This is a genomic window from Pseudoxanthomonas mexicana (assembly GCF_010093385.1).
GTDB classification, from domain to species: domain Bacteria; phylum Pseudomonadota; class Gammaproteobacteria; order Xanthomonadales; family Xanthomonadaceae; genus Pseudoxanthomonas_A; species Pseudoxanthomonas_A mexicana.
The window spans coordinates 1-21,737 of the sequence record NZ_PDWV01000055.1; the positions used below are offsets into that span (position 1 = coordinate 1).

General features: G+C 68.1%; 19 protein-coding genes, 1 tRNA gene and 2 pseudogenes. 11 read left to right on the forward strand and 11 right to left on the reverse strand.

Features of this window, described 5'->3' with window-relative positions; translation table 11 throughout:
* Positions 1-944: pseudogene (locus CSC76_RS15850) on the reverse strand (hypothetical protein); the annotation flags it as partial.
* 15 nt (positions 945-959) lie between these two features.
* Entirely contained in the window at positions 960-1,556 is a 597-nt protein-coding gene (locus tag CSC76_RS15855; protein ID WP_162110943.1) for an NfuA family Fe-S biogenesis protein, read from the reverse strand.
* 90 nt (positions 1,557-1,646) lie between these two features.
* Between CSC76_RS15855 and CSC76_RS15860 the strand changes: the two genes are divergently transcribed.
* Both CSC76_RS15860 and CSC76_RS15865 read left to right on the forward strand, forming a co-directional pair.
* On the forward strand, positions 1,647-1,994 hold the full coding sequence (locus CSC76_RS15860; RefSeq protein ID WP_162110944.1) for a 4a-hydroxytetrahydrobiopterin dehydratase: 348 nt from the start codon (positions 1,647-1,649) through the stop codon (positions 1,992-1,994).
* On the forward strand, positions 1,994-2,407 hold the full coding sequence (locus CSC76_RS15865; RefSeq protein ID WP_162110945.1) for an energy transducer TonB: 414 nt from the start codon (positions 1,994-1,996) through the stop codon (positions 2,405-2,407). The genes CSC76_RS15860 and CSC76_RS15865 overlap by 1 nt, the downstream gene beginning before the upstream one ends.
* Positions 2,408-2,410: 3 nt before the next feature.
* Here CSC76_RS15865 and CSC76_RS15870 read toward each other — a convergent pair whose 3' ends face one another.
* Positions 2,411-3,400 (reverse strand): RluA family pseudouridine synthase, encoded by a 990-nt coding sequence (locus tag CSC76_RS15870; RefSeq protein ID WP_162110946.1) that lies wholly within the window; start codon positions 3,398-3,400, stop codon positions 2,411-2,413.
* Between the two features lie 393 nt (positions 3,401-3,793).
* On the opposite strand from CSC76_RS15870, the gene CSC76_RS15875 reads away from it, so the two are divergent.
* Together CSC76_RS15875 and CSC76_RS15880 are read left to right on the forward strand one after the other, a co-directional pair.
* Positions 3,794-6,925 carry an Rne/Rng family ribonuclease gene (locus CSC76_RS15875; protein WP_162110947.1) on the forward strand — a complete coding sequence of 1,044 codons (3,132 nt, stop codon included), beginning with the start codon at positions 3,794-3,796 and terminating at the stop codon, positions 6,923-6,925.
* A gap of 144 nt (positions 6,926-7,069) precedes the next feature.
* Positions 7,070-7,819: a hypothetical protein gene (locus CSC76_RS15880; RefSeq protein ID WP_162110948.1), complete on the forward strand. Its 750-nt coding sequence runs from the start codon at positions 7,070-7,072 to the stop codon at positions 7,817-7,819.
* Between the two features lie 182 nt (positions 7,820-8,001).
* Here CSC76_RS15880 and CSC76_RS15885 read toward each other — a convergent pair whose 3' ends face one another.
* On the reverse strand, positions 8,002-8,649 hold the full coding sequence (locus CSC76_RS15885; RefSeq protein ID WP_162110949.1) for a response regulator: 648 nt from the start codon (positions 8,647-8,649) through the stop codon (positions 8,002-8,004).
* A gap of 156 nt (positions 8,650-8,805) precedes the next feature.
* Between CSC76_RS15885 and CSC76_RS15890 the strand changes: the two genes are divergently transcribed.
* The 3 genes from CSC76_RS15890 to CSC76_RS15900 all read left to right on the forward strand — a co-directional run bounded on the left by CSC76_RS15890 (position 8,806) and on the right by CSC76_RS15900 (position 11,227).
* On the forward strand, positions 8,806-9,681 hold the full coding sequence (locus CSC76_RS15890) for a M28 family metallopeptidase (protein WP_162110950.1): 876 nt from the start codon (positions 8,806-8,808) through the stop codon (positions 9,679-9,681).
* Between the two features lie 422 nt (positions 9,682-10,103).
* Positions 10,104-10,325: a hypothetical protein gene (locus CSC76_RS15895; RefSeq protein WP_162110951.1), complete on the forward strand. Its 222-nt coding sequence runs from the start codon at positions 10,104-10,106 to the stop codon at positions 10,323-10,325.
* Between the two features lie 95 nt (positions 10,326-10,420).
* The gene (locus CSC76_RS15900) at positions 10,421-11,227 is read left to right on the forward strand and encodes an isocitrate lyase/PEP mutase family protein (RefSeq protein ID WP_162110952.1); all 807 of its coding nucleotides are present in this window, start codon (positions 10,421-10,423) and stop codon (positions 11,225-11,227) included.
* A 435-nt stretch (positions 11,228-11,662) separates the two neighbouring features.
* On the opposite strand, the gene ggpS is transcribed toward CSC76_RS15900, so the two are convergent.
* From ggpS to CSC76_RS15915, 3 genes are all read right to left on the reverse strand, one after another.
* Complete coding sequence (gene ggpS, locus CSC76_RS15905) at positions 11,663-13,960, reverse strand: glucosylglycerol-phosphate synthase (RefSeq protein ID WP_162110953.1); 2,298 nt, start codon at positions 13,958-13,960, stop codon at positions 11,663-11,665.
* Between the two features lie 385 nt (positions 13,961-14,345).
* Entirely contained in the window at positions 14,346-14,534 is a 189-nt protein-coding gene (locus CSC76_RS15910; protein ID WP_162110954.1) for a hypothetical protein, read from the reverse strand.
* A gap of 134 nt (positions 14,535-14,668) precedes the next feature.
* Positions 14,669-14,947, reverse strand: a complete 279-nt coding sequence (locus CSC76_RS15915; protein WP_162110955.1) for a hypothetical protein — start codon at positions 14,945-14,947, stop codon at positions 14,669-14,671.
* Positions 14,948-15,074: 127 nt separating this feature from the next.
* Between CSC76_RS15915 and CSC76_RS15920 the strand changes: the two genes are divergently transcribed.
* Positions 15,075-15,605, forward strand: coding sequence for an REP-associated tyrosine transposase (locus CSC76_RS15920; protein WP_162110956.1), 531 nt, complete (start codon positions 15,075-15,077; stop codon positions 15,603-15,605).
* Between the two features lie 491 nt (positions 15,606-16,096).
* Here the strand turns inward: CSC76_RS15920 and CSC76_RS15925 are convergent, their stop codons facing one another.
* From CSC76_RS15925 to CSC76_RS15935, 3 genes are all read right to left on the reverse strand, one after another.
* On the reverse strand, positions 16,097-16,885 hold the full coding sequence (locus tag CSC76_RS15925; protein ID WP_162110957.1) for a DUF5694 domain-containing protein: 789 nt from the start codon (positions 16,883-16,885) through the stop codon (positions 16,097-16,099).
* Between the two features lie 145 nt (positions 16,886-17,030).
* Positions 17,031-17,120: transfer RNA gene (locus tag CSC76_RS15930), tRNA-Ser, on the reverse strand.
* A gap of 113 nt (positions 17,121-17,233) precedes the next feature.
* The gene (locus tag CSC76_RS15935; RefSeq protein ID WP_162110958.1) at positions 17,234-18,241 is read right to left on the reverse strand and encodes a LysR family transcriptional regulator; all 1,008 of its coding nucleotides are present in this window, start codon (positions 18,239-18,241) and stop codon (positions 17,234-17,236) included.
* Between the two features lie 116 nt (positions 18,242-18,357).
* Here CSC76_RS15935 and CSC76_RS15940 point away from each other — a divergent pair, with 116 nt between their 5' ends.
* Positions 18,358-18,936 (forward strand): FMN-dependent NADH-azoreductase, encoded by a 579-nt coding sequence (locus tag CSC76_RS15940; RefSeq protein ID WP_162110959.1) that lies wholly within the window; start codon positions 18,358-18,360, stop codon positions 18,934-18,936.
* A 58-nt stretch (positions 18,937-18,994) separates the two neighbouring features.
* Positions 18,995-19,732 (forward strand): DNA alkylation repair protein, encoded by a 738-nt coding sequence (locus CSC76_RS15945; RefSeq protein ID WP_162110960.1) that lies wholly within the window; start codon positions 18,995-18,997, stop codon positions 19,730-19,732.
* A 288-nt stretch (positions 19,733-20,020) separates the two neighbouring features.
* On the opposite strand, the gene serS is transcribed toward CSC76_RS15945, so the two are convergent.
* Positions 20,021-21,301 carry a serine--tRNA ligase gene (gene serS, locus CSC76_RS15950; protein ID WP_162110961.1) on the reverse strand — a complete coding sequence of 427 codons (1,281 nt, stop codon included), beginning with the start codon at positions 21,299-21,301 and terminating at the stop codon, positions 20,021-20,023.
* Positions 21,302-21,412: 111 nt separating this feature from the next.
* Between serS and CSC76_RS15955 the strand changes: the two are divergent.
* Positions 21,413-21,737, forward strand: a pseudogene (locus CSC76_RS15955) (energy transducer TonB); the annotation flags it as partial.

The following is a 21,737-nucleotide window of genomic DNA, read 5'->3' on the forward strand; positions in this document are numbered from 1 at the left end:
CGCCGCCGCGGCGCGCCCGCGCCCGCGCGCCGAGGCGGCGCGGGGCCCTCCGGCCCGCGCAGGGGCCGCGGGTTCCCCCGCCCCCCCGCGGGGGCGCCCGGCGGGCCCACCGCCGGCACATCGGCACGCGCGGGAAGATCGCGACGGACCACCGCCGGCGCCGTCACCGGCGCCGGGATCTCGCGCGTAGGCACCCCGGGTTCGCGCAGGGACGGCAGCGTGACCTCGGGCAGGCGCGCGGTGGACGGCGGCAGTACGAAGGCCCGTGTCGGTTCGGGCACCTCCGTGACCTGCAACGGCTGTGGGGCCAGTTCGGGCACGGGAACGTCGCGTGGAGGCATGGGGGGCACGTCCATCGCCAGCGTCGCAGGGGGGGCCGCCTCGGCTTCGGGCATCGCCGCTGGCGGCAAAGGCGGTTGCGGCGCGGGCACGGACGCCGCGGACCTGGCGGATGACGACTGCCCCGCCTCGGGCTGGCCGGCCTGCGCCTCGCCTCCCGGCTCCGCGGGACTGCCGTCGCCGATCATCTCCAGTCGCACGCGACTGCTGTCGCCAGGCTCGGCCGGCGGCGGCGGTATCTGCACCAACGCCACCCACAACAGGAACAGGAAGAACAGCAGGTGCAGCAGGCTGCTGCTGAAGCCGGCCAGCCAGCGCATCCAGCGCTCTTCGCGCGGGGGCGGTCCCCACCCCTGGTAGAACAGCGAACGGAATGCGCGCCAGCGCCCCGGCGCGAACGGTGCTGCATCCGGCCCGCGCAGTGAGGCGCGTGCGGCGAGCGTCGCGACCACGGCATCGGCCCGCTCACGGGTGATGCGGCCCAGCCGTTCGGGCAGCGCACGCAACCACAGGCCCCAACCGAACGGGAGGCCGGTCTGGCGTTCGACGATGGGGGCCGCCTTGCGCGGCAGCAGGTAGGCGATGACGTCGGTGGCGTTCGTCACCGGCGCTGGCGTCCGTCAGGCGGCGTTGCCGCGGGGGATGTACGGCGCGGCGCCGGTCCCGTGGTCGGTGGCGTCGCGCACTGCGGTCACGCCCGGCACGCGCGCCATCAGCGTCTTCTCGATGCCCTGCTTGAGGGTGACGTCGGCCATGCCGCAGCCGTGGCAACCGCCACCGAAGCGCAGCCACACCACGCCATCGCCGCCCACTTCCTCCACCGCCACGCGCCCCTTGTGGGATGCCAGCTGCGGATTGATCTCGTTGTCGATCACCCAGCGCACCCGCTCGACCAGCGAGGCGGTGTCGCCGGGCGCTTCGCCCTTGATGCGGGGCGCCTTGATGGTGAGCTGAGTGCTTGCACCCTTCATCACGTAATCAATCTCGGCGCCGTCCAGCCAATGCACGCTGGCGGCGTCGACATACAGCGTGAAGCCGTCGCAATCGACGGCCCATTCGTCGCCTGCCAGGTCGCGCGGCTCCGAGAACTCCAGCCGTGCGTCGGCCTGTGCCGTGCCGGGATGGACGGCGCTGAGGCGCACACCCAGTCCGGGCAGGGCCTCGCGCTCGATGAGCTTGCGGAAATGCGCCTGCGCGCTGTCTGAAATCTGGATCATGCGGGTATTCTAGCCCCCTGCCCGACAGCCATTCACCTTCACAGGCCCGTCGTCGGTCTTCATTCAGACTGGCCGCCCAGGAGACGCGCGATGTCCGATCTGATCCCCCTCGCTCAGGCGCACTGCGTGCCGCTGCGTGGCAGCGAGCACCGCCTGCCGCCCGCCCGCATCGCCGAGCTGCTGCCGCAGGTGCCCGGCTGGGAACTGGTGGAGGACGGCCACGCGCTGTCGCGGACGTTCCCGTTCGAGAACTACTACGAAACGATGGCGTTCGTGAACGCGCTGGCCTTCATCGCCCATGCCGAGGACCACCATCCGGACCTGGGCGTGCACTACAACCGTGCCGTCGTACGGTACTCCACCCACGACGTGGGCGGCCTGAGCGAGAACGACTTCATCTGCGCGGCCAAGGCCAGCGCCCTGCTGGGAGAAGCCTGATGGACCTTCGTCCGACCCGCCTGCCGCTCACGGCGACACTGATCCTGGCCCTGTCGCTTGCCGCCTGCGCGAAGAAGCAGGAAGAAGCGGCGATGCCCGCGATCCCCCCCACCGAACTGGCCGCGATCGACACGCCGCCGCCCGCCTATCCGGCTGAAGCCGAGTGCGACAGCGAGGGCGGCACCACGGTGCTGCGCGTGACTATCGACAAGGACGGCGTGCCCGCGCAGGTGGCACAGGCGCAGAGCAGCGGCCATGCCGCGCTGGACAGGGCGGCGCTGGAAGCCGTGCGCACCTGGACGTTCCGTGCCGCCACCCGCAACGGCCAGCCGGTCACCCACACGATCACCGTGCCAGTGACCTTCCCACCCGTGCTGGAAAAGCCGACCCGTTGCTTCGCCCAGGGCGGCTGACACTCAGCTCAGCCGGTCCAGCGCCTCGGCCAGGTCGTCGGACAGCGGCGCCGTCAATACATAAGGCGTACGCCCCCCATCCAGCGCGAACTGCAGCGAGGCCGCATGCAGGAACAGGCGCTTCAGCCCCACCTGCTCGCGCAGGCGTTTGTTGACGGCCGGGTCGCCGTACTTGTCGTCGCCGGCCACAGGATGGCCGATGTGCTGGGCGTGCACGCGGATCTGGTGGGTGCGGCCGGTCTCGATGCGGACCTCGCAGTAGGAATGCCCGCCCCGCCGCTCCAGCACGCGGAAGTGGCTGAGCGAGGGCTTGCCATCACGATGCACCTGCACGTGCCGCTCCCCGCCCTGGCGCAGGCCGATGTGCAGCGGCGCATCCACACTCATCACGCCATCGGGCATGCGCCCGACCAGCAGGGTGAGGTAACGCTTCTCGATCCCGCGCGTGCCCTCTTCGCTGTCCTCGCGAAGCAGCGCCTGCAGTTCCGACAGCGCCGAGCGCTTCTTGGCCATCACCAGCAGGCCGGAAGTGTCGCGGTCCAGCCGGTGGACCAGTTCCAGCGACTGGTGTGGCCGCAGCGCGCGCATGGTCTCGATGGCGCCGTGGCTGATGCCGCTGCCGCCATGGCTGGCCACCCCGGTCGGCTTGTTGATGACCAGCAGCCGCTCGTCCTCGAACACGATGGCCGCTTCCATCCGCTTCAGGAAGCCTGAAGGCGGGGCCACCTTCTCTCCCACCTCGGTGAGACTGACGGGCGGGATACGGACCTCGTCGCCCCCTTCCAGCTTGCGCTCCGCCTTGGCCCGACCCCCATTCACCCGCACCTGGCCGCTGCGCACCAGCTTGTAGACCAGGCTGCGCGGCGCCCCTTTCAGCTGGCCCAACAGGAAGTTGTCCAACCGCTGCCCGGCCCGGTCTTCCGGCACCGTGACGGTGCGCACGGCGGTCTTGGGCTGGGCAGCCGGCTTGTCCGAGGGGGGGCTAGGGGTCATGAACGGTAATCTGTTAAACTCGGGGGGCGAGATAAGGGTTTGATTTCGCTGGGAGTTGCAGTTGGGCCAGAAGCCCGTCTCCCCGCGATTCCGGCAAGTGCGCGGCCACCGCCCCAGGGGCGGCCATGTTAGCGGCTGATCGGCAGGCCCGGATACCGCCGGGTGCGTGACGGCACCTGATGCTGAACATGTCCCGCGCGGCGCCCCCTCCCCAGGGAAGCTGCCGCCGGCCCCGCAACACCTATTAGAAAGAAAGCGCTCCCGCGGCCTGCCGTGGTGTCGTAGCGCTGGAAACCCGACCCGCCCCGCTGCGCCTGCGCAAGGGGCGGTGCAACGTTCCAGAGGCGAAACCCCATGGCGTTCCGCGCGGTAGCAGCGCGCGAGGAACGCACAATGAAACGCATGTTGATCAACGCCACGCAGGCCGAAGAGCTGCGCGTGGCCATCGTCGACGGTCAGACCCTGTACGACATCGATATCGAACAGCCGTCGAAGGAACAGAAGAAGTCCAACATCTACAAGGGCCGCATCACCCGGCTCGAGCCCTCCCTGGAAGCCGCCTTCGTCGATTACGGCGCCGACCGCCATGGCTTCCTGCCGCTGAAGGAAATCTCCCGCGACTACTTCCAGGCCGGCGTCGACCACAACAAGGCCGGCATCCGCGAACTGCTGAAGGAAGGCCAGGAGGTCGTCGTCCAGGTGGACAAGGACGAACGCGGCAACAAGGGCGCCGCCCTGACCACGTTCATCTCGCTGGCCGGCCGCTACATGGTGCTGATGCCCAACTCGCCCACCGCCGGCGGCGTGTCGCGCCGGATCGAGGGCGACGACCGGGCCGAGCTGAAGAAGGCGATGGACGCCCTGCAGATCCCCGACGACATGGGCGTGATCATCCGTACCGCCGGCGTCGGCCGCGACGCCGAAGAGCTGCAGTGGGACCTGGACTATCTGCTGAGCGTGTGGAAGGCCATCGCCGAAGCGGCGCTGACCAAGCCGGCCCCGTTCCTGATCTACCAGGAAAGCCGCCTGATCGTGCGCGCCCTGCGCGACTACCTGCGCAGCGACGTGGGCGAGATCCTGGTCGACACCGACGAACTGTACGAAACCGCCCGCGAGTTCATGCAGCAGGTCATGCCGCACAACCTGCGCAAGCTGAAGGCGTACAAGGACGACATCCCGCTGTTCAACCGCTTCCAGATCGAATCGCAGATCGAAGGCGCGTACGAACGCAACGTGCGCCTGCCCTCCGGCGGCTCCATCGTGGTCGACCAGACCGAGGCGCTGACCGCCATCGACGTCAACTCGGCGCGCGCCACCAAGGGCGGCGACATCGAGGAAACCGCGTTCCACACCAACCTGGAAGCGGCCGAGGAAGTGGCCCGCCAGCTGCGCCTGCGCGACCTCGGCGGCCTGGTGGTCATCGACTTCATCGACATGTCCTCGAACAAGCACCAGCGCGAAGTCGAGAACAAGCTGCAGAACGCGCTGAAGTACGACCGCGCCCGCGTGCAGATCGGCCGCATCTCGCGCTTCGGCCTGCTCGAGATGAGCCGCCAGCGCCTGCGCCCGTCGCTGGGCGAGTCCAGCCAGATCGTCTGCCCGCGCTGCGAAGGCCATGGCCGCATGCGCAGCGTCGAATCGCTGTCGCTGTCGATCATCCGGGTGGCCGAAGAGCATGCGATGAAGGACAACACCGGGCAGGTGCTGATCCAGGCGCCGCTGGAGATCGCCAACTTCCTGCTCAACGAAAAGCGCGGCGCCCTGCGCGAGATCGAGCAGCGCCACGATGCCCCCATCATCATCGTCGCCGACGAAGCCCTGCATACGCCGCATTACGAAGTCACCCGCATCCGCCAGAACGAACTGGGCGAAGAGACCAGCAAGCCCAGCTACCAGCGCGGCACGCCGCGCAAGCTGCCGGTGCACGCGCTGACCAAGGCGCAGCTGAACATCCCGGCCGCGCCGGCGGTGACGCACGTCAAGCACACCCAGCCTGCCCCGGTGCGCGAGGAACGCGAAGTGCCGGCACCGGCGCCCGCACCGGCGCCCGTGGCACCGCCCGTCGCCGTTGCGGCGCCCGCCTCCGGCGGCGTGGTCGGCTTCCTCAAGCGCCTGTTCGGCGGCGGTGAAGCCACCGCGCCGGCCCCGCAGGCACGTCCGCAGCAGGACAACCGCCAGCGCAACGATCGCAGTGAGCGCAACGGCCGTCGTGACAACCGCGACAACCGCGGCCAGCAGAACCAGGGTCGTGGCGGCAAGCAGGAAGGCAACCGTCGCGACGAGCGCAACAAAGGCCAGAACGCCCAGGCCGGCAATGCGCCGCAGCAGAAGCCACGCAACGAACAGCCGCAGGGCCAGAAGCCGCCGAAGCCGCAGGGCGGCCAGCAGCCCAAGACACCCAAGCAGCCGCAGGCCCAGCAGGGCGGCAAGCAAGCATCGCAGGACAATCCGGGCCAGCGCCAGCAGGCGCCGCGCGGACCACAGCAGGATGCCGCCGCCAAGCCCGTTGCCGCCGAAGCGGTGACGACGGCCGCCATCGTGGTCGCCACCACGGATGAAGCCGTGCGCACCGTCCCGCCCGCTGCCATCGGTTCGCCCATCTCCGACGCACCTGCCGCCGAGCTCGACGCAACCCCGGCAGCCACGGTCGAGGGCGACGCAACGCCGTCCGCCGACGCGGGCGAGAATGGCGAAGGCAGTCGCCGCCGCCGTGGTCGTCGTGGTGGCCGCCGCCGCCGCCGTGGCAACGGTGAAGCCGGTGCCACGGGCGAGGACGGCCTGATCGCCGACGACCTGGGCAGCGATGACGACACGCCTGTCGCCGACCGTTCGCAACCGGAGTTCGACTTCGAAGACGACGAACCGGCGGCCGGTGCACCGCGTGCGCAGAAGGCGCAACCCTCCGCTCCCGCCGTCTCGGCGGCCGCACCCGTCGCGGCTACCGCGGTCGCTGCGCAGGCACCGGCGATGGCGCCCGCTGCGGACGCGGCACCGGTGCAGGCGCCCTCGCCTGTCGCCGTCGAAGCCACCCGCGCCGTCGAGGTCATCGAAGACGTGAAGGCCGAAGCGGCCCGTGCCCGCCCCGAGGTGGTCGCCACCGTGCAGCAGGAAGCGCCTGCCGCGGTCGCCATCGTCCAGACGGTGAAGACCGAGATCGCCGCCGAACCGGCACCCGCGATCGAACAGACCCCCGCACCGGTTGCCACGGGCGCGGAAGACGTGGCCCCGGTGACCGCCGTCGTGCGCACCGAGCCGGTGCAGATCGACCTGGTCGACGCGGTCAACGAAGCGACCGCCGATACCGAGGGGGCGGTCGAAACCGTCACGCCGGCGCCAGCCCCGGGCGCACCGAAGCCGGTCAGCACGCCCGCCACCGGCTCGCTGTTCTTCGTCGCCGATGCGGACACACCGCCGTCCATCACCCGCAGCCTGTTCGAGCCCGCCGTCACGCCGGTCAAGCCCGCCGACGACATCGCCCAGAGCGACAAGCAGGACGACGACACCACCGAAGAACGCAGCGCCTGACGCGCTGCGCCTCTTCCGGAGGATGAAAGAGACACTGGCCGCTTGCGCGGCCGGTGTCGTTTTCAGCCCCCTCTCGCGCGGGCTGGCAAGGGAGGAACGATGCGACTACAGTCGACCCATGTTCCCAGTGCATGGATGCCTGTCATGAAGCGAACCACCCTGCCCGCACGCGCGCGGCATGTCCTGATCGCCGTTACGGCCATTCTGTCTACCGCGCTGCCGTTCCAGGTCGACGCCCAGCAACGCAGCGTCCGGGGATGGGCCGATGGCCCTTATCAGGTGAAGGGCACGGGTGGTGCGCAGTCGCTTCTGCTTGAGTGGAAATTCCTCGACGTGTACTGCATCGAGATGCCGCCGTTTCGACCTGCCAAGGATGTCGTGCACGGCACGTTGGGAGGCGGTGCGATCTCGTTCTACCGCCTGCGTTACGAGAACGACCTGAGCGCCTATGTGGTCACGTCCACCGTGCCGAAGGACCGCAGTCCCGCCGACGAATACCAGGCGCTGCTGCAGCGCGAATACGCTACGGCGCGCGCCGTCACGGCGGTCGCGTCGGCGGACCGCTATCGCGTCGATACGGGCACATCGCCCTTCGGCCCCACGGTGCGGCTGCGCCTGCTCAATATCGGCGAAGACGATCCGGACGAACCCTTCCCCATTGCGCGTCCCCTGCTGAACGTGGCTGACGAACCGCTGTACTCGCTCTCGGTACACCGCCTGTTCGTGCACGGCGGCAGCCGCTACGAAATCGCCGTACTGGGCATGCCGACCGAGGGCGAAGCGCGCACTGCGCTGGAAGCCCGCGCAACGCGACTGGCCGATACGATGGTGGACGCGTTGCAGACATGTACCGGGCAAATGGAAAAGAAGGCACAGGCGCGGCCTGTGCACTAGCGCGCATCCACGTATCCACGCTGGATTCCGGCCTCCCTTGGAATGACGGGATCGAGGGCGCATCCCTCATTACCGTCGTCCCTGCGAAAGCAGGTGCCCCTTCTCGGTCTGGCGGTGATCGTCGCGGCTCGACAGAGATTCTGTCTGATGGGCGGGACTGACGACCCGCGCGCCGCAGGCCGCTACAGCGAACGCGTGGGATCCGTCAGTCCCCACTGCGCGGCCAGCCGTGCCAGGGCGATGTTGTCCTGCACGCCGGTCTTCTCGAACAGGCGCGTCTTGTGCGTGTTCACCGTCTTGGCGCTCAGGTTGAGCCGCCGCGCGATCTCTTCCTGGCGCAGGCCCTGGGTCAGCAGCATGGCCACTTCCAGTTCGCGGGGCGACAGTGCGTCGAACGGCGAGGCATCGCCGCCCACCGTATGCAAGGCCAGGTTCTGCGCCACGTTGCTGCCCAGGTAGCGCTTGCCGCGCGACACCTCGCGCACGGCGCGGATCAGCTCGGCCGCGTCGCCGGCCTTGCCCAGATAGCCGGATGCACCGGCCTCCAGCAGACGCTTGGGCAAGGGTCCGTCCTCCAGCACCGACACGATGATCACCCGCACGCCCAGATCGGCACGCACGATGCGCTCGGTGACTTCCAGGCCGCTGTAGCCGGGCAGGTGCAGGTCGCACAGCACCACGTCCGGCTTCAGCTGGCGCACCAGCGGCAATGCCGCTTCGCCGGTCTCCGCCTCGCCCACCACCTCGATGTCTGCGTCGGTGCCCAGGATCAGGCGCATGCCGGTGCGCACCAGGGCGTGGTCGTCGATCAGGAAAACGCGGATGGTCATGGACACGGATGCCTTCGGGAAACGGGTCGAGCGTAGGCGGGCCATCCGTCGCCGCGCAATTAACATTGTAGCGATGCGCCCCAACTACATGCGTGTAGGCGGGTCGAGGATGCGCGGCGGCTGCGGCATACTCGGGTTTTCCGAGGGGATGCCACCATGACCGATATCCGGCGCCGCCTGAGCGCGGCGTTGTTCCTGTCGATGTTCGCCAGCCTGCCGGCCTGGGCCGACGATGTGTCCGCCCGCTGGCTCACCCAGGTCACCGCCGTGAGCGCCAGCAGCGACACCGCCGCGCGTGGCGCCGCCATCGGCCAGCGCCTGGATGTACTGGGCATCGCGTGGAAACGCGAGGACTTCCAGCAGGACGGCCAGTCCGGAACCAACCTGGTCGCCGACCTGGGCGGGCCGGCGGACGCGCCCCTGCTGTTGATCGGTGCGCACTACGACCGGGTTGACGTGGGCCACGGCGCGACCGACAACGCATCCGGCGTCTCGGCCGTGCTGGAACTGGCGCAGGCACTGAAAGCCAGGCCGCTGGCGAACCACCGGGTGCAGGTCGCATTCTGGGACCTGGAAGAAAAGGGCCTGCTGGGCGCGCGTGCGTGGGTCGCCACCGCGGGACGCGAGCGGCCCGCGCTGTACGTCAACTTCGACGTGTTCGGCTGGGGCGACACGCTGTGGATGATGCGACCTGCTGCCGAAGGCGACAGCTTGCTGGTCGCCGCGCTGCGGGCGGCCAGCCAGCACGAGAAGCTGGGTTTCTCGCCCGGCGACCAGTACCCACCCACCGACCACCTGGCGTTCCTCAAGGCCGGCTGGCCGGCGGTGTCGTTCTCGCTGGTCGGCGGTGACGAGATCGATCCGATCCTCGCCGTCTTCGGCGGCGGCAAGCCGACGCAGGTGCCCAAGGTGATGCAGGTGATCCACAGCGAACGCGACACCACGGCCGAAGTCGACGGCGCCCGCGTGGACGATGCGCTGCGCGTGGTCGAACAGGGCCTGCGCGCCTGGGACGCATCCGCCACGCCCTGACACCGCCCTGCGGACATGCCAACGGGCCCTTGCGGGCCCGTTCGCGTTGGGGGGCGAGAACACGCCTGGCTCTCCGGGCGGCGACGGTGTCGGACTCGCGGTCCACCGCCAGGCGCAGCAAGGAACAGGGGGTGTCCGGTACGCTGCGTTCGGTTCTCTCGTGGTGCCCTGGGTGTCAGCCTTGCGGCTCGGAAGCAGGGGTTGCGCAGGCGACGGAGGGGGTGGATCCGCCGGCCCGACCACTGGCGCACGGTCTACGCGGGCCGGTGCGAAGACCATGGGTAGGCCGTTCAGTCGCACTGCACATTTCTCACGCGGGTTGCACATGGCTTAACCCGGGGGAAAGGGGCGCCGGCGCGCATGCGTCCGCATCACGGGACGAGCCGTAGGTTGTGTCACAGGCAGCAACCCGTCTTAGTCCCATGATGACCTTCGATCTGTTCCACGCCCCCGCCCAGGATGGCCTGTACGCGCTGTCCATCAACGAATCGCCGCCCCTGCATTTCGCAAGCCGCGGTGCGGCGCTCAGTTACGCCGTGAAGCTGGCGACCCAACGCCAGCAACAAGGCCTGGACTACGCCATCAACATCGAAGGCGGCGATGGGCGCTGGCGGCTGTTCGAAGGATGGCGGCTCTGCGCGTGAGACGCGGGCCGTCACCGCCCTGAAGTCGTCCGCCCATCGCGTCGCTGACGCCCCGGGCATGGCAGGCTGTGCGCTCACTCCAGGAGACGCCCCGCATGCCGCCCTCATCCGAAGCCGCCGCCCGTTTCCGCGACCTGCACCGCCAGGACCTGTTGCGCCTGGCCAACGCCTGGGACGCCGGCACTGCCCGACTGATCGAACAGCGCGGCGCGGCCGCCGTCGCTACCACCAGCGCCGGTCTGGCGTGGTCACAGGGCTACGCCGATGGTGACCGGCTCGATCCGGACGTCCTGTTGCAGGCGGTTTCGCACATCGCCCGCGTCATCCGCGTCCCACTGACCGTTGATGTGGAAGGCGGCTACTCAGACGAACCCGACAGCGTCGCTGCGTTGGTGCTGCGTGTCGTGCACGCCGGCGCGGCCGGGATCAACCTGGAAGACGGCGCCGGCGCACCCGACCTGCTCGCCGCCAAGATCCGTGCGATCCGCGAGGCCTGCGTCGCACAGGGGGCGGATGTCTTCATCAACGCACGCACCGACGTGTATCTGCGCGGACTCGCAGCGGAAGAACGGCGGGTAGACGAGACCCTCGCCCGCGCGGCGTTGTACCGGCAGGCAGGCGCGGACGGGCTGTTCGTGCCAGGACTGGTCGACTTGGACGCCATCCGGGCCGTCGCCGACGCCTGCGGGTTGCCGCTCAACGTGATGCTGCGTCCGGCGCTGCAGGACCTGGCGGCCCTGCAGGCCCTCGGTGTGCGCCGCGTTAGCACGGGGTCGGCGCTGGCCGAATCGATGTACGGTCGCCTGTCCGCGCAGGTGGACGAGTTCCTGCACGCGGACACCACCTCGTTGCCCGACCCGCAGGCGATGGGCTACGGCGCCGTCAACGCCCTGTTCGGCTGACGCCGCGCGGCACCGAGAGGGTAGGAAATTTCCTACATCCCGCCGGGGCGACGCCCGACTGCGGGCCCCGACACGATGCGCGACCATGCGCCCTGTCCCCGGCAGCACGCCCTGCGCAGGCCACGAACGGCCGCTCTGCAACGGAAACGGGCGCTGCCTTGAGCAAGCAGCACGGCCGGAGCCGGGGACTCCCCCTTTCAGACCCGACCGCCTCTGGTCGGGTTTTCTTTTGCCCGTCGTGGCGCGTCTCAGCGCCCGCCCGGACCCAACCAAAGCTCCGGCGCCTGCGCCAGGCCGAACAGCACCAGCGCGGTCGCCGCGATCAGCATCCAGGCCATGCTGCGCATCAGCAGGTTGCGCATGGGGGTGGGTCTCCTGTCCCGAATCCGCTCCGACTATCGCCGCCCGCGAAGCGACGCGTCAAACGTAAATGCATTACGCCGCGATCGGCGTCTGCGTTTCCGCATTTCCCTCATCGGAAGCCCCCTGCGCCGCCGCCAGGAATTCGCGTCCCCCCCGCGACAGATCGTGATGGCGCACGATGTCGTACAGCCGGCGCTGGCGGTCGTCGCGCTCCGGCGGCGTCATCGCCAGCGCCTGGTTGAGGCTGCGCACCAGATCGGCGGGGTCGTGCGGATTGGTCAGCACCGCCCCCTTCAGTTCCGCGGCGGCACCGGCGAACTCCGACAGCACCAGCACGCCATCGCCATCGTTGAGGCCCTGCACCGCGACGAACTCCTTCGCCACCAGGTTCAGGCCATCGCGCAGCGGCGTGATCCACATGACATCGGCCGCCGCGTAGTGCGCCACCACGCTGGCGAACGGCAGCACGCGCGAGAAGAAGCGCACCGGTGTCCAGTCCAGCCGCGACAGGCGGCCGTTGATGCGGCCCACCGCCTGTTCGATCTGCTGCTGCAGCGGACGGTAGACGGTCATCTCTTTGGCCGCCGGCACGCACACCATCACCAGCGTCACCCTGCCCTGCAGTTCGGGCGAGCCATCCAGCAGGCGTTCGAAGGCATGCAGCTTCTGCAGGATGCCCTTGGTGTAGTCCAGCCGCTCGATCGACAGCACCAGCTTGCGCTGTCCGATCTCGTCGCGGATGCGGGCGATGTCGGTGGCCACCTCATCGCTTTCCAGGCAGGCGCGGATACGGCCCACATCGGTGCCGATGGGATGTGCGCCGATGCGGACGATGCGGCCATCGATCCGCAGCTCGGTGGCCATGTCTTCCACGCCCACGGCGCAGCCGAAAGTCATGAAGCGCGGCGCGCACGATGCGCGCTGGGTCACCTCCACCGGGAACGTGCTGCGCACGGCGTCGGTGAAGTTTTCCGCATGCCGCGGGATGTGGAAGCCCACGTAGTCGCAGGCCAGCAGGCTGCCCAGGATCTCGCGGCGCCACGGCAGGATGGCGAAGATGTCCGCCGAGGGGAACTGGGTGTGGTGGAAGAAGGCGATCTTCACGTCCGGCCGCAGCTCGCGCAGTACCGACGGCACCATCCACAGGTTGTAGTCGTGCAGCCACACGGTGGCGCCCGGCGCGGCCTCGGCCGCCGCGGCTTCGGCGAAGCGGCGGTTGACGCGCTTGAACAGCGCCCAGTCGTCCTCGCTGAAGCGCGCGCGTTCCCAGAAGCTGTTGATCACGGGGCAGAACGCCTCCTTGGAGAAGCGTTTGTAGAACACGTCCACCTCATGCTTGGTCAGCGGCACGTGCGCCGCCGTCAGGCCCGGGTAGCGTTCGGCATCCACCGGCGCGCGCGGCTCAACGGGCGGCGCCTTGGGATCGTCCACCGTCCACGCCACCCACGAGCCCGGCTGGCCCTTGCCGAAGAAGCTCAGCAGGCTGGGGATGATGCCGTTGGGCGAACTGTGCGGCCGGCGCACGCGCTGGCCGTCGACGATGTGCTCCTCGTACGGCAGGCGGTGGTAGACCATCACCAGTTCCGCCTTGCCCGGCGCATGGATCGGTGGCGCGTAGGCGTCGGCTTCGATCAGGTCGAAGTGCGCCATCGCCTGCAGGATGCCGCCGCAGCCCGGTGCGTCCGCATGCAACACGTTGTCCATGTCGGCGGTGGCGGCGACCAGCGCCGGCTCGGACTCGCCGACGCACACGCCGGGGAACCCCTCGCCGTACATCGACAGGTCGTTCAAGGTGTCGCCCGCCACCAGCACGCGCGACGGCTCCAGCGCCAGCGCGTCCACCAGTGCGGTCAGCGTGCTGCCCTTCTGGGTGCCGCGCGGCAGGATGTCCAGGTAACGGTCGGCCGAATAAAGTACTTCGCAGCCCAGCGAGGCGGCCACGGCTTCCACTTCAGCCTGGATCGTGGAAAGCTGTTCGGGATGGCAGTAGTACGAGCAGCGGCGTTCCTGCGGCACTTCCTGGCGCACCAGCATCGGGAAGCGGCGCATCGCCTCGGCCACCACGTGCTCGCCCGGCCAGCGCGCCTCGATCCGCGACTGCAGCGGCTGGATCGGCTGCATGTCGGCGGTGCGCAGCACCGTGGCGCCCACGTCGCAGATCACATAATCCGGTGTGGGCAGGCCGGGGTCGGCCAGCAGGGGCAGGATCGCTTCGCGCCCGCGACCGGTGACCCAGGCGAGCTTGACGTCGGGATGGGCATCCACCAGGTGGTACAGGCGTTTGCGGGCATCGGCATCACCGGCCAGGAAGGTGCCGTCCAGATCGGTGGCGAGAAGAAGAGGTTGTGCGGGTTGTTTCAACAGGCTCATGCAGGTGCACTCCAGGGTGGGGAGATGCCGCGCACAAGGCACGACGCGAAGGCGTCCACGGACGCCGGCGGGGATTCATCGCATCGGAAGGAGGCGCAGGAACGGCGCAGGAAACAGGGTGTCGCGTGCGAGGCACGCTACGCGCAGAAGCGCTGCAGATGTGCGTCCGTCCCCGAAGCATGGACGCGGACATCGACTGATGCGATGCAGCATTGTAGTCCGCATCGTCTTCGCGCAGGTCAACGTGATGTTAAGAACGTTAAATCGCCGCCGTGATACGCGCGACGCGTTCATCGCGCGCCTGAGCAGCACACGGGGGGCGGCACGATGCATGCGCCGCCGATATCGGCAGCGCCACGCGCTGTACGCCCGCGCAACGCTTGGATCAGCGGGATTCGGTGATGCGAAGAATCCTGCCGCGGGTGTCGATCGTGAAGACGATGGTCTTGCCATCGCGGAAGTAGGTCCAGTTTTCGCCTCCGCGTGCGCCGTATTCGTTTTCCAGTGGCGTGACGAGGTCGGGCTTGCCTGCGATCTCGACGAGCCTGCCGATGCTGTCGCCGCTGCTGACCACGCGGTTGCCGAAGGCTTAGGTATCGGCAAGGGCGGTGCCAGCGGCCAGCATCAATGCCAGGAAGATGGCGGTCTTGCGCATGGGATTTCCCTTTCCGTTGGGTGTGCCCCGAGTGTAGGCCAGGCCAACCGGCGTTACAGCGACAGGATTCTCGTCAACGCCACGGCAGCCACGGCGGCGGCCAGCCACACCGCCACGCGCTTGATGAGCGCGCTGTTCCATCCGCCCTGCCCCGCTTCGCGCGGCGGGTTGAAGCCCACCACCAGCACGTGCATCGGCAGCGCGATGACCAGCAGGAACGCGAATACCCAGTTCAATGTTTCGTCCCCCAGCTTCGGCCAGATCAGCGGCATCACGATGCCGGCAAAGAGGCCGGCGATGGCGGCGGTGATGGGGGTGGGGGTCAGAGCCATGTGGATGGTGACTGGTTTAGGCGTGATCGGAGTCTAGCCGACCCGAGTCTCAAGGGCCTCCTACCGAAAAGTCGTAGGATGGGTTGAGCGAAGCGATACCCATCAACCGCCATCTGAGAGGTCAAGGATGACCAACTACCGCCGCACCTTCGTTCCCGGCGCTACGTACTTCTTCACCGTCAATCTCGCCGACCGTCGCAGGACCCTGCTGATCGACCACATCGACCTGCTGCGCGACGCGATCCGGTACACACGCCAACGGCATCCCTTTCTCATCGATGCGATGGTCGTACTGCCTGATCACCTGCACGCCATCTGGACCCTACCATGGGGCGATGCCGACTTCCCTTTACGCTGGCGCCTCATCAAGACCTGGTTCTCCCGCAACCTACCACTCGGCGAACATCGACGTGCCAGCCGCATCGACAAAGGCGAACGTGGAATCTGGCAACGACGGTACTGGGAGCATCTGATGCGCGATGAAACCGACTTCGCGCGGCACGTGGATTACATCCACTGGAATCCGGTGAAGCACGGGTTCGTGGCGCGGGCCAAGGATTGGCCTTACTCGACATTCCATCGCTTTGTGCGTGACGGGGTCCTGACGGAGGATTGGGGATGCGCGGGAGATGACGCGAGTTTCGGGGAGCGCCGGTGATGGGTATCGCTGCGCTCAACCCATCCTACGTGCTAGCGGATAGTCGTAGGGGTCAGCAGAGCATGGATAGAACAACGCGACGAATGGCGCTGACATCACTTAGGTGGCCGCTAATCACTTCTGGATGGATCGCCATCCTTCTCAGAGCGAATCGCTTCCTCTTGCTTGGCGCGCGCCAGATCGGCTTCGATACCGATCATGCTATGCGTGAAGCGACCACGAGGACCGTTGTCTCGTAGAAGCGGATGATTAGTGGGCACATCCTCCGACAAGAAAGCATAAACAAACGGCCCTAGGACGGGGACCATCAACACGAGTGCCAGCGCAAATTTCTCCAAACGCGACCTAGAACTTTTCAGTAGACCGCGCAAGAACCAAAGACTGATCAACTCGGAGACCACGATCAGAATCAAGAATGGAGCACTCATTGGGAAAGGCCGCGCTAAACGTTGTGTTTGAGTGTAGAACAAAGCGATCGCGACAACTGACGATCAGGAAGGCGGGAGAAACGACTCCGCTTCTTCCAACTCAACACCCGGCGCCGATTGCAGACACGCCGCCAACTGCGGCACGTGCCCTTGCCCATAGAACACCACCGCGCGGTCGCCGGGCTTGAGGGCTTGCAGCAGTCGCGCGCAGATCGCGAAATTGCGCTTCGCCCATGCGGCATTGAGTTCGACCCCTGGCTGTTGCTCGCCGCTTCCGTAGCGCAGGAACTCCGTGTAGAAGCTCGCGGCCTCATCGAGCGCCTGCGACGTGTTCATCTCGCGCAGCACGCCGCCGATGCTGCGGGTTGTCTGCAGTGCGGTAATGCGCGCCGTGATGCCCTGGGCCTGCGCCATCAGCGCTTGCAGATCACCCGACTTGCCATTGGCCTGCGCCCACGCGCTCAACGGTTCGAATGGGAAGTCACCCGGAACATCAAGCCCGTGCACACGTTCGAGCCCTACCTGCTTCGCCAAGCGGAATCCCAACTGCACGACTTCATTGCGGGAGGCGGGCAGTGTGCCGTCGAGATAGCGCGCGTAGTTGTCGCGCGCCGCTTCAGCCGGCCACTCGACGCCAACGAATGTCGGCTTGAACCCGGCCATGGCATCGGTCACCGCCTGCAGTTCCGCCTGACGCCGGGGCATCGTGACGTCGACCGACTCCACGTTGGCTTGGTCCTGGCCCGGATTGCTGAAGTGGTAGGTGCCGATGAGGATGACGCGTGCCGGCGGCCCGGCCGCCCATGCGGCACTGTGCAGAAGGAGCAATGCCAGCATAAGGAGACGATGCATGACCGGTTCCTCCAATACGTAGGATGAGTAGAGTGCAGCGGCTTTCAACGGCGAAGCGGATCTACCCATCGTCGCGGAAGATCGGGCACACCGAAGCGATGGGTATCGCTGCGCTCAACCCATCCTACATTCATGGTTACCTAAGTGGCGGAGAGAGTGGGATTCGAACCCACGGAAGGTTTGACCCTTCGCCGGTTTTCAAGACCGGTGCCTTAAACCGCTCGGCCATCTCTCCGTTGTCTGGAACTGCCCGCGACCTGGTCGCGGTGCATCGCCACCCTGCCCCTGCGGCGCGCCCGGCCCCTTGCAGGCCGTGGCGCATTTTCGCACGAACCCCGCCGCCGTGGCTTACGAGGCCTTCTTCACCTTGGCGGCCTTGGTGTTGTCGATGGCCATCGCGATGGCCTTGTCCTTCTCCTCCGAACACTTGCCACCGCAATCCAGCCGCGACGACTCGATCTGCTGCGGCAGGTGCTCGGCCAGGAAATCGATGAACACCCGCACCGCCGGCAGCATGCCCCGGCGCGAGGCGAACACCGCATGGCAGATGCCCTGCGGCAGGCTCCATTCCGGCAGCACCACCTCCAGCTCGCCCTTGCGCACCGCCTCCGCGCACACCGTCTCCGGCAGCAGCGTGATGCCGTAACCGTCCTTCGCCATCGACTGCAGCAGCGGGAAGTCGAAGCCGGCCAGGCGCGGATTCAGCTCGATCCGGCGCACCTCGCCATCGGGGCCGTGCAGCTCCCAGCGCTGACGCGCCTCGTCCTCGCTGATGCTCAGGGTGACGTGCTCGGCCAGGTCTTCCGGCATCTTCGGGCGGCCGGCGCGGTTGAGGTACTTGGGACTGGCGACCAGCAGCTCCTGGATCTGGCCGAAGCTGCGCATCACCAGGCTGCCGTCGTCGTCCAGCTTGGCGCGCACGCGCAGGGCCACGTCGTAGCCCTCGTTGATGATGTCCACGCGGCGGTTGTTGACGTGCAGCTGCAGCCGCACCTTCGGGTACTTGTCCAGGAACGCCGGCAGGATCTTCGGCAACTGCATCTGCGCCACCGCCACCGGCACGCTGACGCGCACCACGCCGCGTGGTTCTGCACTCAGGCGATCGACCACCTCGCGCGCGGCCTGGGCTTCGGCCAGCATCGTCTGCGCATGGCGGTGCACGCTCATGCCCACGTCGGTCACCGCGAAGCGGCGCGTCGAACGCTGCAGCAGGCGCACGCCCAGGTCGGTTTCCAGCTGGCTGATGCGCCGGCTCAGGCGCGACTTGGGAATGCCCAGCGCCCGCTCGGCCGCGGCGAACCCGCCGTGGTCCACCACCATGGCGAAGTAATAGAGGTCATTGAGGTCGTGCTGCATGAATTAAGCCCACCCTTAGAACAATCAGTGACGTTTGAACACGTTTATCCCACAAATGCAACGACCTACAGTGTTCTCCAACGCGGTTGAGGCCGCATCCCGACCGGAGAACCACCATGAAACTATTGCATATCGACAGCAGCGCCCTGGCCGCCAACTCGGTCAGCCGACAACTGACCGCCGCCATCGTAGCCCGTTGGCAGGACACCGTGCCCGGCCTGGAGGTCACCTACCGCGACCTGGACGCCGACCCGCTGCCCCACCTGACCAACGCCGTACTGGGTGGGGGCGATGCCGTCGCCGCACAAGCCGGCGAGGCCGCGATGCAGCAGTTCCTGGCCGCCGACGTCATCGTGGTGGGCGTGCCGCGCTACAACTTCGGCGTGCCGTCCACGCTGAAGGCCTGGATCGACCGCATCGCCGTGGCCGGCCGCACCTTCAAGTACACCGAAAACGGCCCCATCGGCCTGGCCGGCGGCAAGAAGGTCATCGTGGCCGAGGCCAGCGGCGGCGAGTACGCCGGCACCGCCATCGACTTCGTGGCGCCCTACCTGAAGCAGGTGTTCGGCTTCCTGGGCATCACCGATGTGGAATTCGTGCGCGCCGAGCGCGTGGCCTATTCGCCGCAGCACAAGGCCGAGGCCATCGAGGCCGCCCTGGCCAGCATCCCGACGCCGCTGCGACAGGCGGCCTGAGCCCCGGGTCGCGGGACGGGACCGGTATGCTGCCGGCACCCGTCCCCGCACCCCGACGATGGCCGCGAAGAAGTCTCCGCCCGACTCCATCGACCCGGCACAGGCACTCGCCCTGCTGACGAACGCCGCCCGCCCTGCCCATCGCGCCGGGCTGGCGCGTTATGGCATCCCCGACACCCACGCCCTCGGTGTACCCATGCGCGAAATCCAGGCGCTGGGCAAACGCTTCGGTCGCCAACCTGCCCTGGCGCAGCCGCTATGGGACAGCGGCATCTACGAAGCGCGCTTGCTGGTCGCCTTCGTCGCCGACCCCGCGCAGCTCACCGTCACGCAGATGGACCGCTGGTGCCGGCAGTTCGACAACTGGGCGGTCTGCGACACGTTGTGCCTGCACCTGTTCGACCGTAGTCCGCATGCGTGGGGGCGGATCGAGGCGTGGTCACGCAGGCGCGGCGAGTTCGAGAAGCGCGCGGCGTTCGCGCTGCTGGCCGGCCTGGCGGTGCACGACCGCCACACGCCCGATGCCCCCTTCCTCGCCGGACTGGCTCACGTGGACACAGCCGCCGGCGACGCACGCAATTTCGTCAGCAAGGGGGTGAGTTGGGCGCTGCGGGCCATCGGCCATCGCAACGCCGCGCTGCATGCGGAAGCGATCACCCATGCCAGCGCATTGGCGGCGTCGGACAACCCGGCGCGACGCTGGGTGGGTAAGGATGCGCTGCGCGACCTGGGCCGCGCGACCGTGCGCGCCAAGGTGGCGAAGTCGGACAAAGGACGCGCGCAGAAGAACGTGTAGGAGTGCGCCGATCCTGCGCATCCCCTCGTCCCGCTGGGGGGGGGGCTGGAAGGACACCGATACCGCGACGCTGTGGCTGCCTGCCCCTCTCCCTGCGAAGCGGGGAGAAGGACCACGCAGCCTGCGCTCCACAGGCGCGCACATCCAAACGCGGAAAGTCCTGCGCGAACAGCGGGCCCTCATCCGCCCCCGTATCAAGTACGGGGCAGGCTCTTCGGGCACCTTCTCCCCGCCCGCGGGGAGAAGGACTCAGCATCCTCCCGTTCGCCGGGAGAAGGGATCAAAGCCTCAGGCGATCTGCTCGGCGCCGCCCATGTACGGACGCAGCACCTCAGGCACGGTGATCGAGCCGTCGGCGTTCTGGTAGTTCTCCATCACCGCGATCAGCGCGCGGCCGACGGCGGTGCCGGAGCCGTTGAGCGTATGCACGGGCTCGGGCTTGCCGGTGGCCGGGTTGCGCCAGCGCGCCTGCATGCGGCGGGCCTGGAAATCCTCGCAGTTCGAGCAGGAGGAAATCTCGCGGTAGGTGTCCTGCGACGGCAGCCAGACTTCCAGGTCGAAGGTCCTGGCCGCGCCGAAGCCCATGTCGCCGGTGCACAGCAGCATGCGGCGGTACGGCAGACCCAGCTTTTCCAGCACGGTCTCGGCGGCGCGGGTCATGCGCTCCTGCTCGTCGTAGCTTTCCGACGGGCGCGTGACCGACACCAGTTCCACCTTCTCGAACTGGTGCTGGCGGATCATGCCGCGCACGTCGCGGCCGCCGCTGCCGGCTTCCGAACGGAAGCACATCGAATGCGCGGTCATGCGCAGCGGCAGGCGGGCGTCGTCGAGGATCTCGTCGCGGACGATGTTCGTCAGCGGAACCTCCGAGGTCGGGATGAGGTAGCGCTTGTGCTCGCCCAGTTGGGTGGCGAACAGGTCTTCCTCGAATTTCGGCAGCTGGCCGGTGCCGCGCATGGAATCGGCGTTGACGATCACCGGCACGCTGGTCTCTTCGTAACCGTGTTCGTTGGTGTGCAGGTCCAGCATGAACTGCGCCAGCGCGCGGTGCAGGCGGGCCAGCTGGCCGCGCAGCACGGTGAAGCGCGCGCCGGACAGCTTGGCGGCGGTGTCGGCGTCGAGCCAGCCGTGGCGGGCGCCCAGTTCCACGTGGTCCTTGACCGGAAAATCGAACGTGCGCGGCGTACCCCAGCGGTGCTGTTCGACGTTGCCGGCCTCGTCGCTGCCGACCGGCACGCTGGCGTGCGGCAGGTTGGGAATGCCCAGGGCGATGCCTTCGATCTCGGCGCGGATCTCGTCCAGCTTCACTTCCGAGGCCTTCAGCTCGTCACCGAAGCCGGCCACTTCCGCGATCAGCGCGGACACGTCCTCGCCCTTGGCCTTGGCCTGGCCGATGGCCTTCGAGCGGGTGTTGCGCAGGTTCTGCAGCTCCTCGGTGCGCTTCTGGATCTGCTTGCGGGCGGCCTCCAGGTCGGCGATCCGGGACACGTCCAGGTCGAAACCGCGGGTTTCCTTGAGGCGCTGGGCGAGTTCGGCGGGCTGGGTGCGGAGCAGGACGGGATCGAGCATGGAAACAGCGGTCTGGCGAGGGAGGCCGGCATTATCGCCCATCTGCGACCGCCTGCCCGCGCGGTTAACCCCGGCTGTGCAAGAATCGGCGGGACTTCACCGGTGATTCCCATGTCGGCCCCGCAACCGCACGAACCCCACTTCACCTTCCGCCTGCCCCGCACCGCCCTGCGCAACGCCGCCATCGCCTTCGGCGTGGGCCTGCTGCTGTTCCTGATCGTGTGGTGGGCCGGGCGAGACGACGGTTTCTACACCGCGCAGCCCACCCTGCCCGGCAAGGCCGCGCCGCTCGAGGCACTGCCCGAGCCACTGTCCACCGGCGACGGGGCCAGCGGGATGGAAGAGCCGGCGCCCCGCGCCGCCAGCGACGAGCGCCCGCAGCTGGTGGAAGAAAAGCCGATGCCGACGCCGGTACCGGAAGCCGCGGCCCCCAACC

What these genes read in the sequence shown, in the direction of transcription:
- CSC76_RS15855 (WP_162110943.1), bottom strand. Translation starts at nt 1,556, where the DNA reads ATGATCCAGATTTCAGACAGCGCGCAGGCGCATTTCCGCAAGCTCATC.
- CSC76_RS15860 (WP_162110944.1), top strand. Translation starts at nt 1,647, where the DNA reads ATGTCCGATCTGATCCCCCTCGCTCAGGCGCACTGCGTGCCGCTGCGT.
- CSC76_RS15865 (WP_162110945.1), top strand. Translation starts at nt 1,994, where the DNA reads ATGGACCTTCGTCCGACCCGCCTGCCGCTCACGGCGACACTGATCCTG.
- CSC76_RS15870 (WP_162110946.1), bottom strand. Translation starts at nt 3,400, where the DNA reads ATGACCCCTAGCCCCCCCTCGGACAAGCCGGCTGCCCAGCCCAAGACC.
- CSC76_RS15875 (WP_162110947.1), top strand. Translation starts at nt 3,794, where the DNA reads ATGAAACGCATGTTGATCAACGCCACGCAGGCCGAAGAGCTGCGCGTG.
- CSC76_RS15880 (WP_162110948.1), top strand. Translation starts at nt 7,070, where the DNA reads ATGAAGCGAACCACCCTGCCCGCACGCGCGCGGCATGTCCTGATCGCC.
- CSC76_RS15885 (WP_162110949.1), bottom strand. Translation starts at nt 8,649, where the DNA reads ATGACCATCCGCGTTTTCCTGATCGACGACCACGCCCTGGTGCGCACC.
- CSC76_RS15890 (WP_162110950.1), top strand. Translation starts at nt 8,806, where the DNA reads ATGACCGATATCCGGCGCCGCCTGAGCGCGGCGTTGTTCCTGTCGATG.
- CSC76_RS15895 (WP_162110951.1), top strand. Translation starts at nt 10,104, where the DNA reads ATGATGACCTTCGATCTGTTCCACGCCCCCGCCCAGGATGGCCTGTAC.
- CSC76_RS15900 (WP_162110952.1), top strand. Translation starts at nt 10,421, where the DNA reads ATGCCGCCCTCATCCGAAGCCGCCGCCCGTTTCCGCGACCTGCACCGC.
- ggpS (WP_162110953.1), bottom strand. Translation starts at nt 13,960, where the DNA reads ATGAGCCTGTTGAAACAACCCGCACAACCTCTTCTTCTCGCCACCGAT.
- CSC76_RS15915 (WP_162110955.1), bottom strand. Translation starts at nt 14,947, where the DNA reads ATGGCTCTGACCCCCACCCCCATCACCGCCGCCATCGCCGGCCTCTTT.
- CSC76_RS15920 (WP_162110956.1), top strand. Translation starts at nt 15,075, where the DNA reads ATGACCAACTACCGCCGCACCTTCGTTCCCGGCGCTACGTACTTCTTC.
- CSC76_RS15925 (WP_162110957.1), bottom strand. Translation starts at nt 16,885, where the DNA reads ATGCATCGTCTCCTTATGCTGGCATTGCTCCTTCTGCACAGTGCCGCA.
- CSC76_RS15935 (WP_162110958.1), bottom strand. Translation starts at nt 18,241, where the DNA reads ATGCAGCACGACCTCAATGACCTCTATTACTTCGCCATGGTGGTGGAC.
- CSC76_RS15940 (WP_162110959.1), top strand. Translation starts at nt 18,358, where the DNA reads ATGAAACTATTGCATATCGACAGCAGCGCCCTGGCCGCCAACTCGGTC.
- CSC76_RS15945 (WP_162110960.1), top strand. Translation starts at nt 18,995, where the DNA reads ATGGCCGCGAAGAAGTCTCCGCCCGACTCCATCGACCCGGCACAGGCA.
- serS (WP_162110961.1), bottom strand. Translation starts at nt 21,301, where the DNA reads ATGCTCGATCCCGTCCTGCTCCGCACCCAGCCCGCCGAACTCGCCCAG.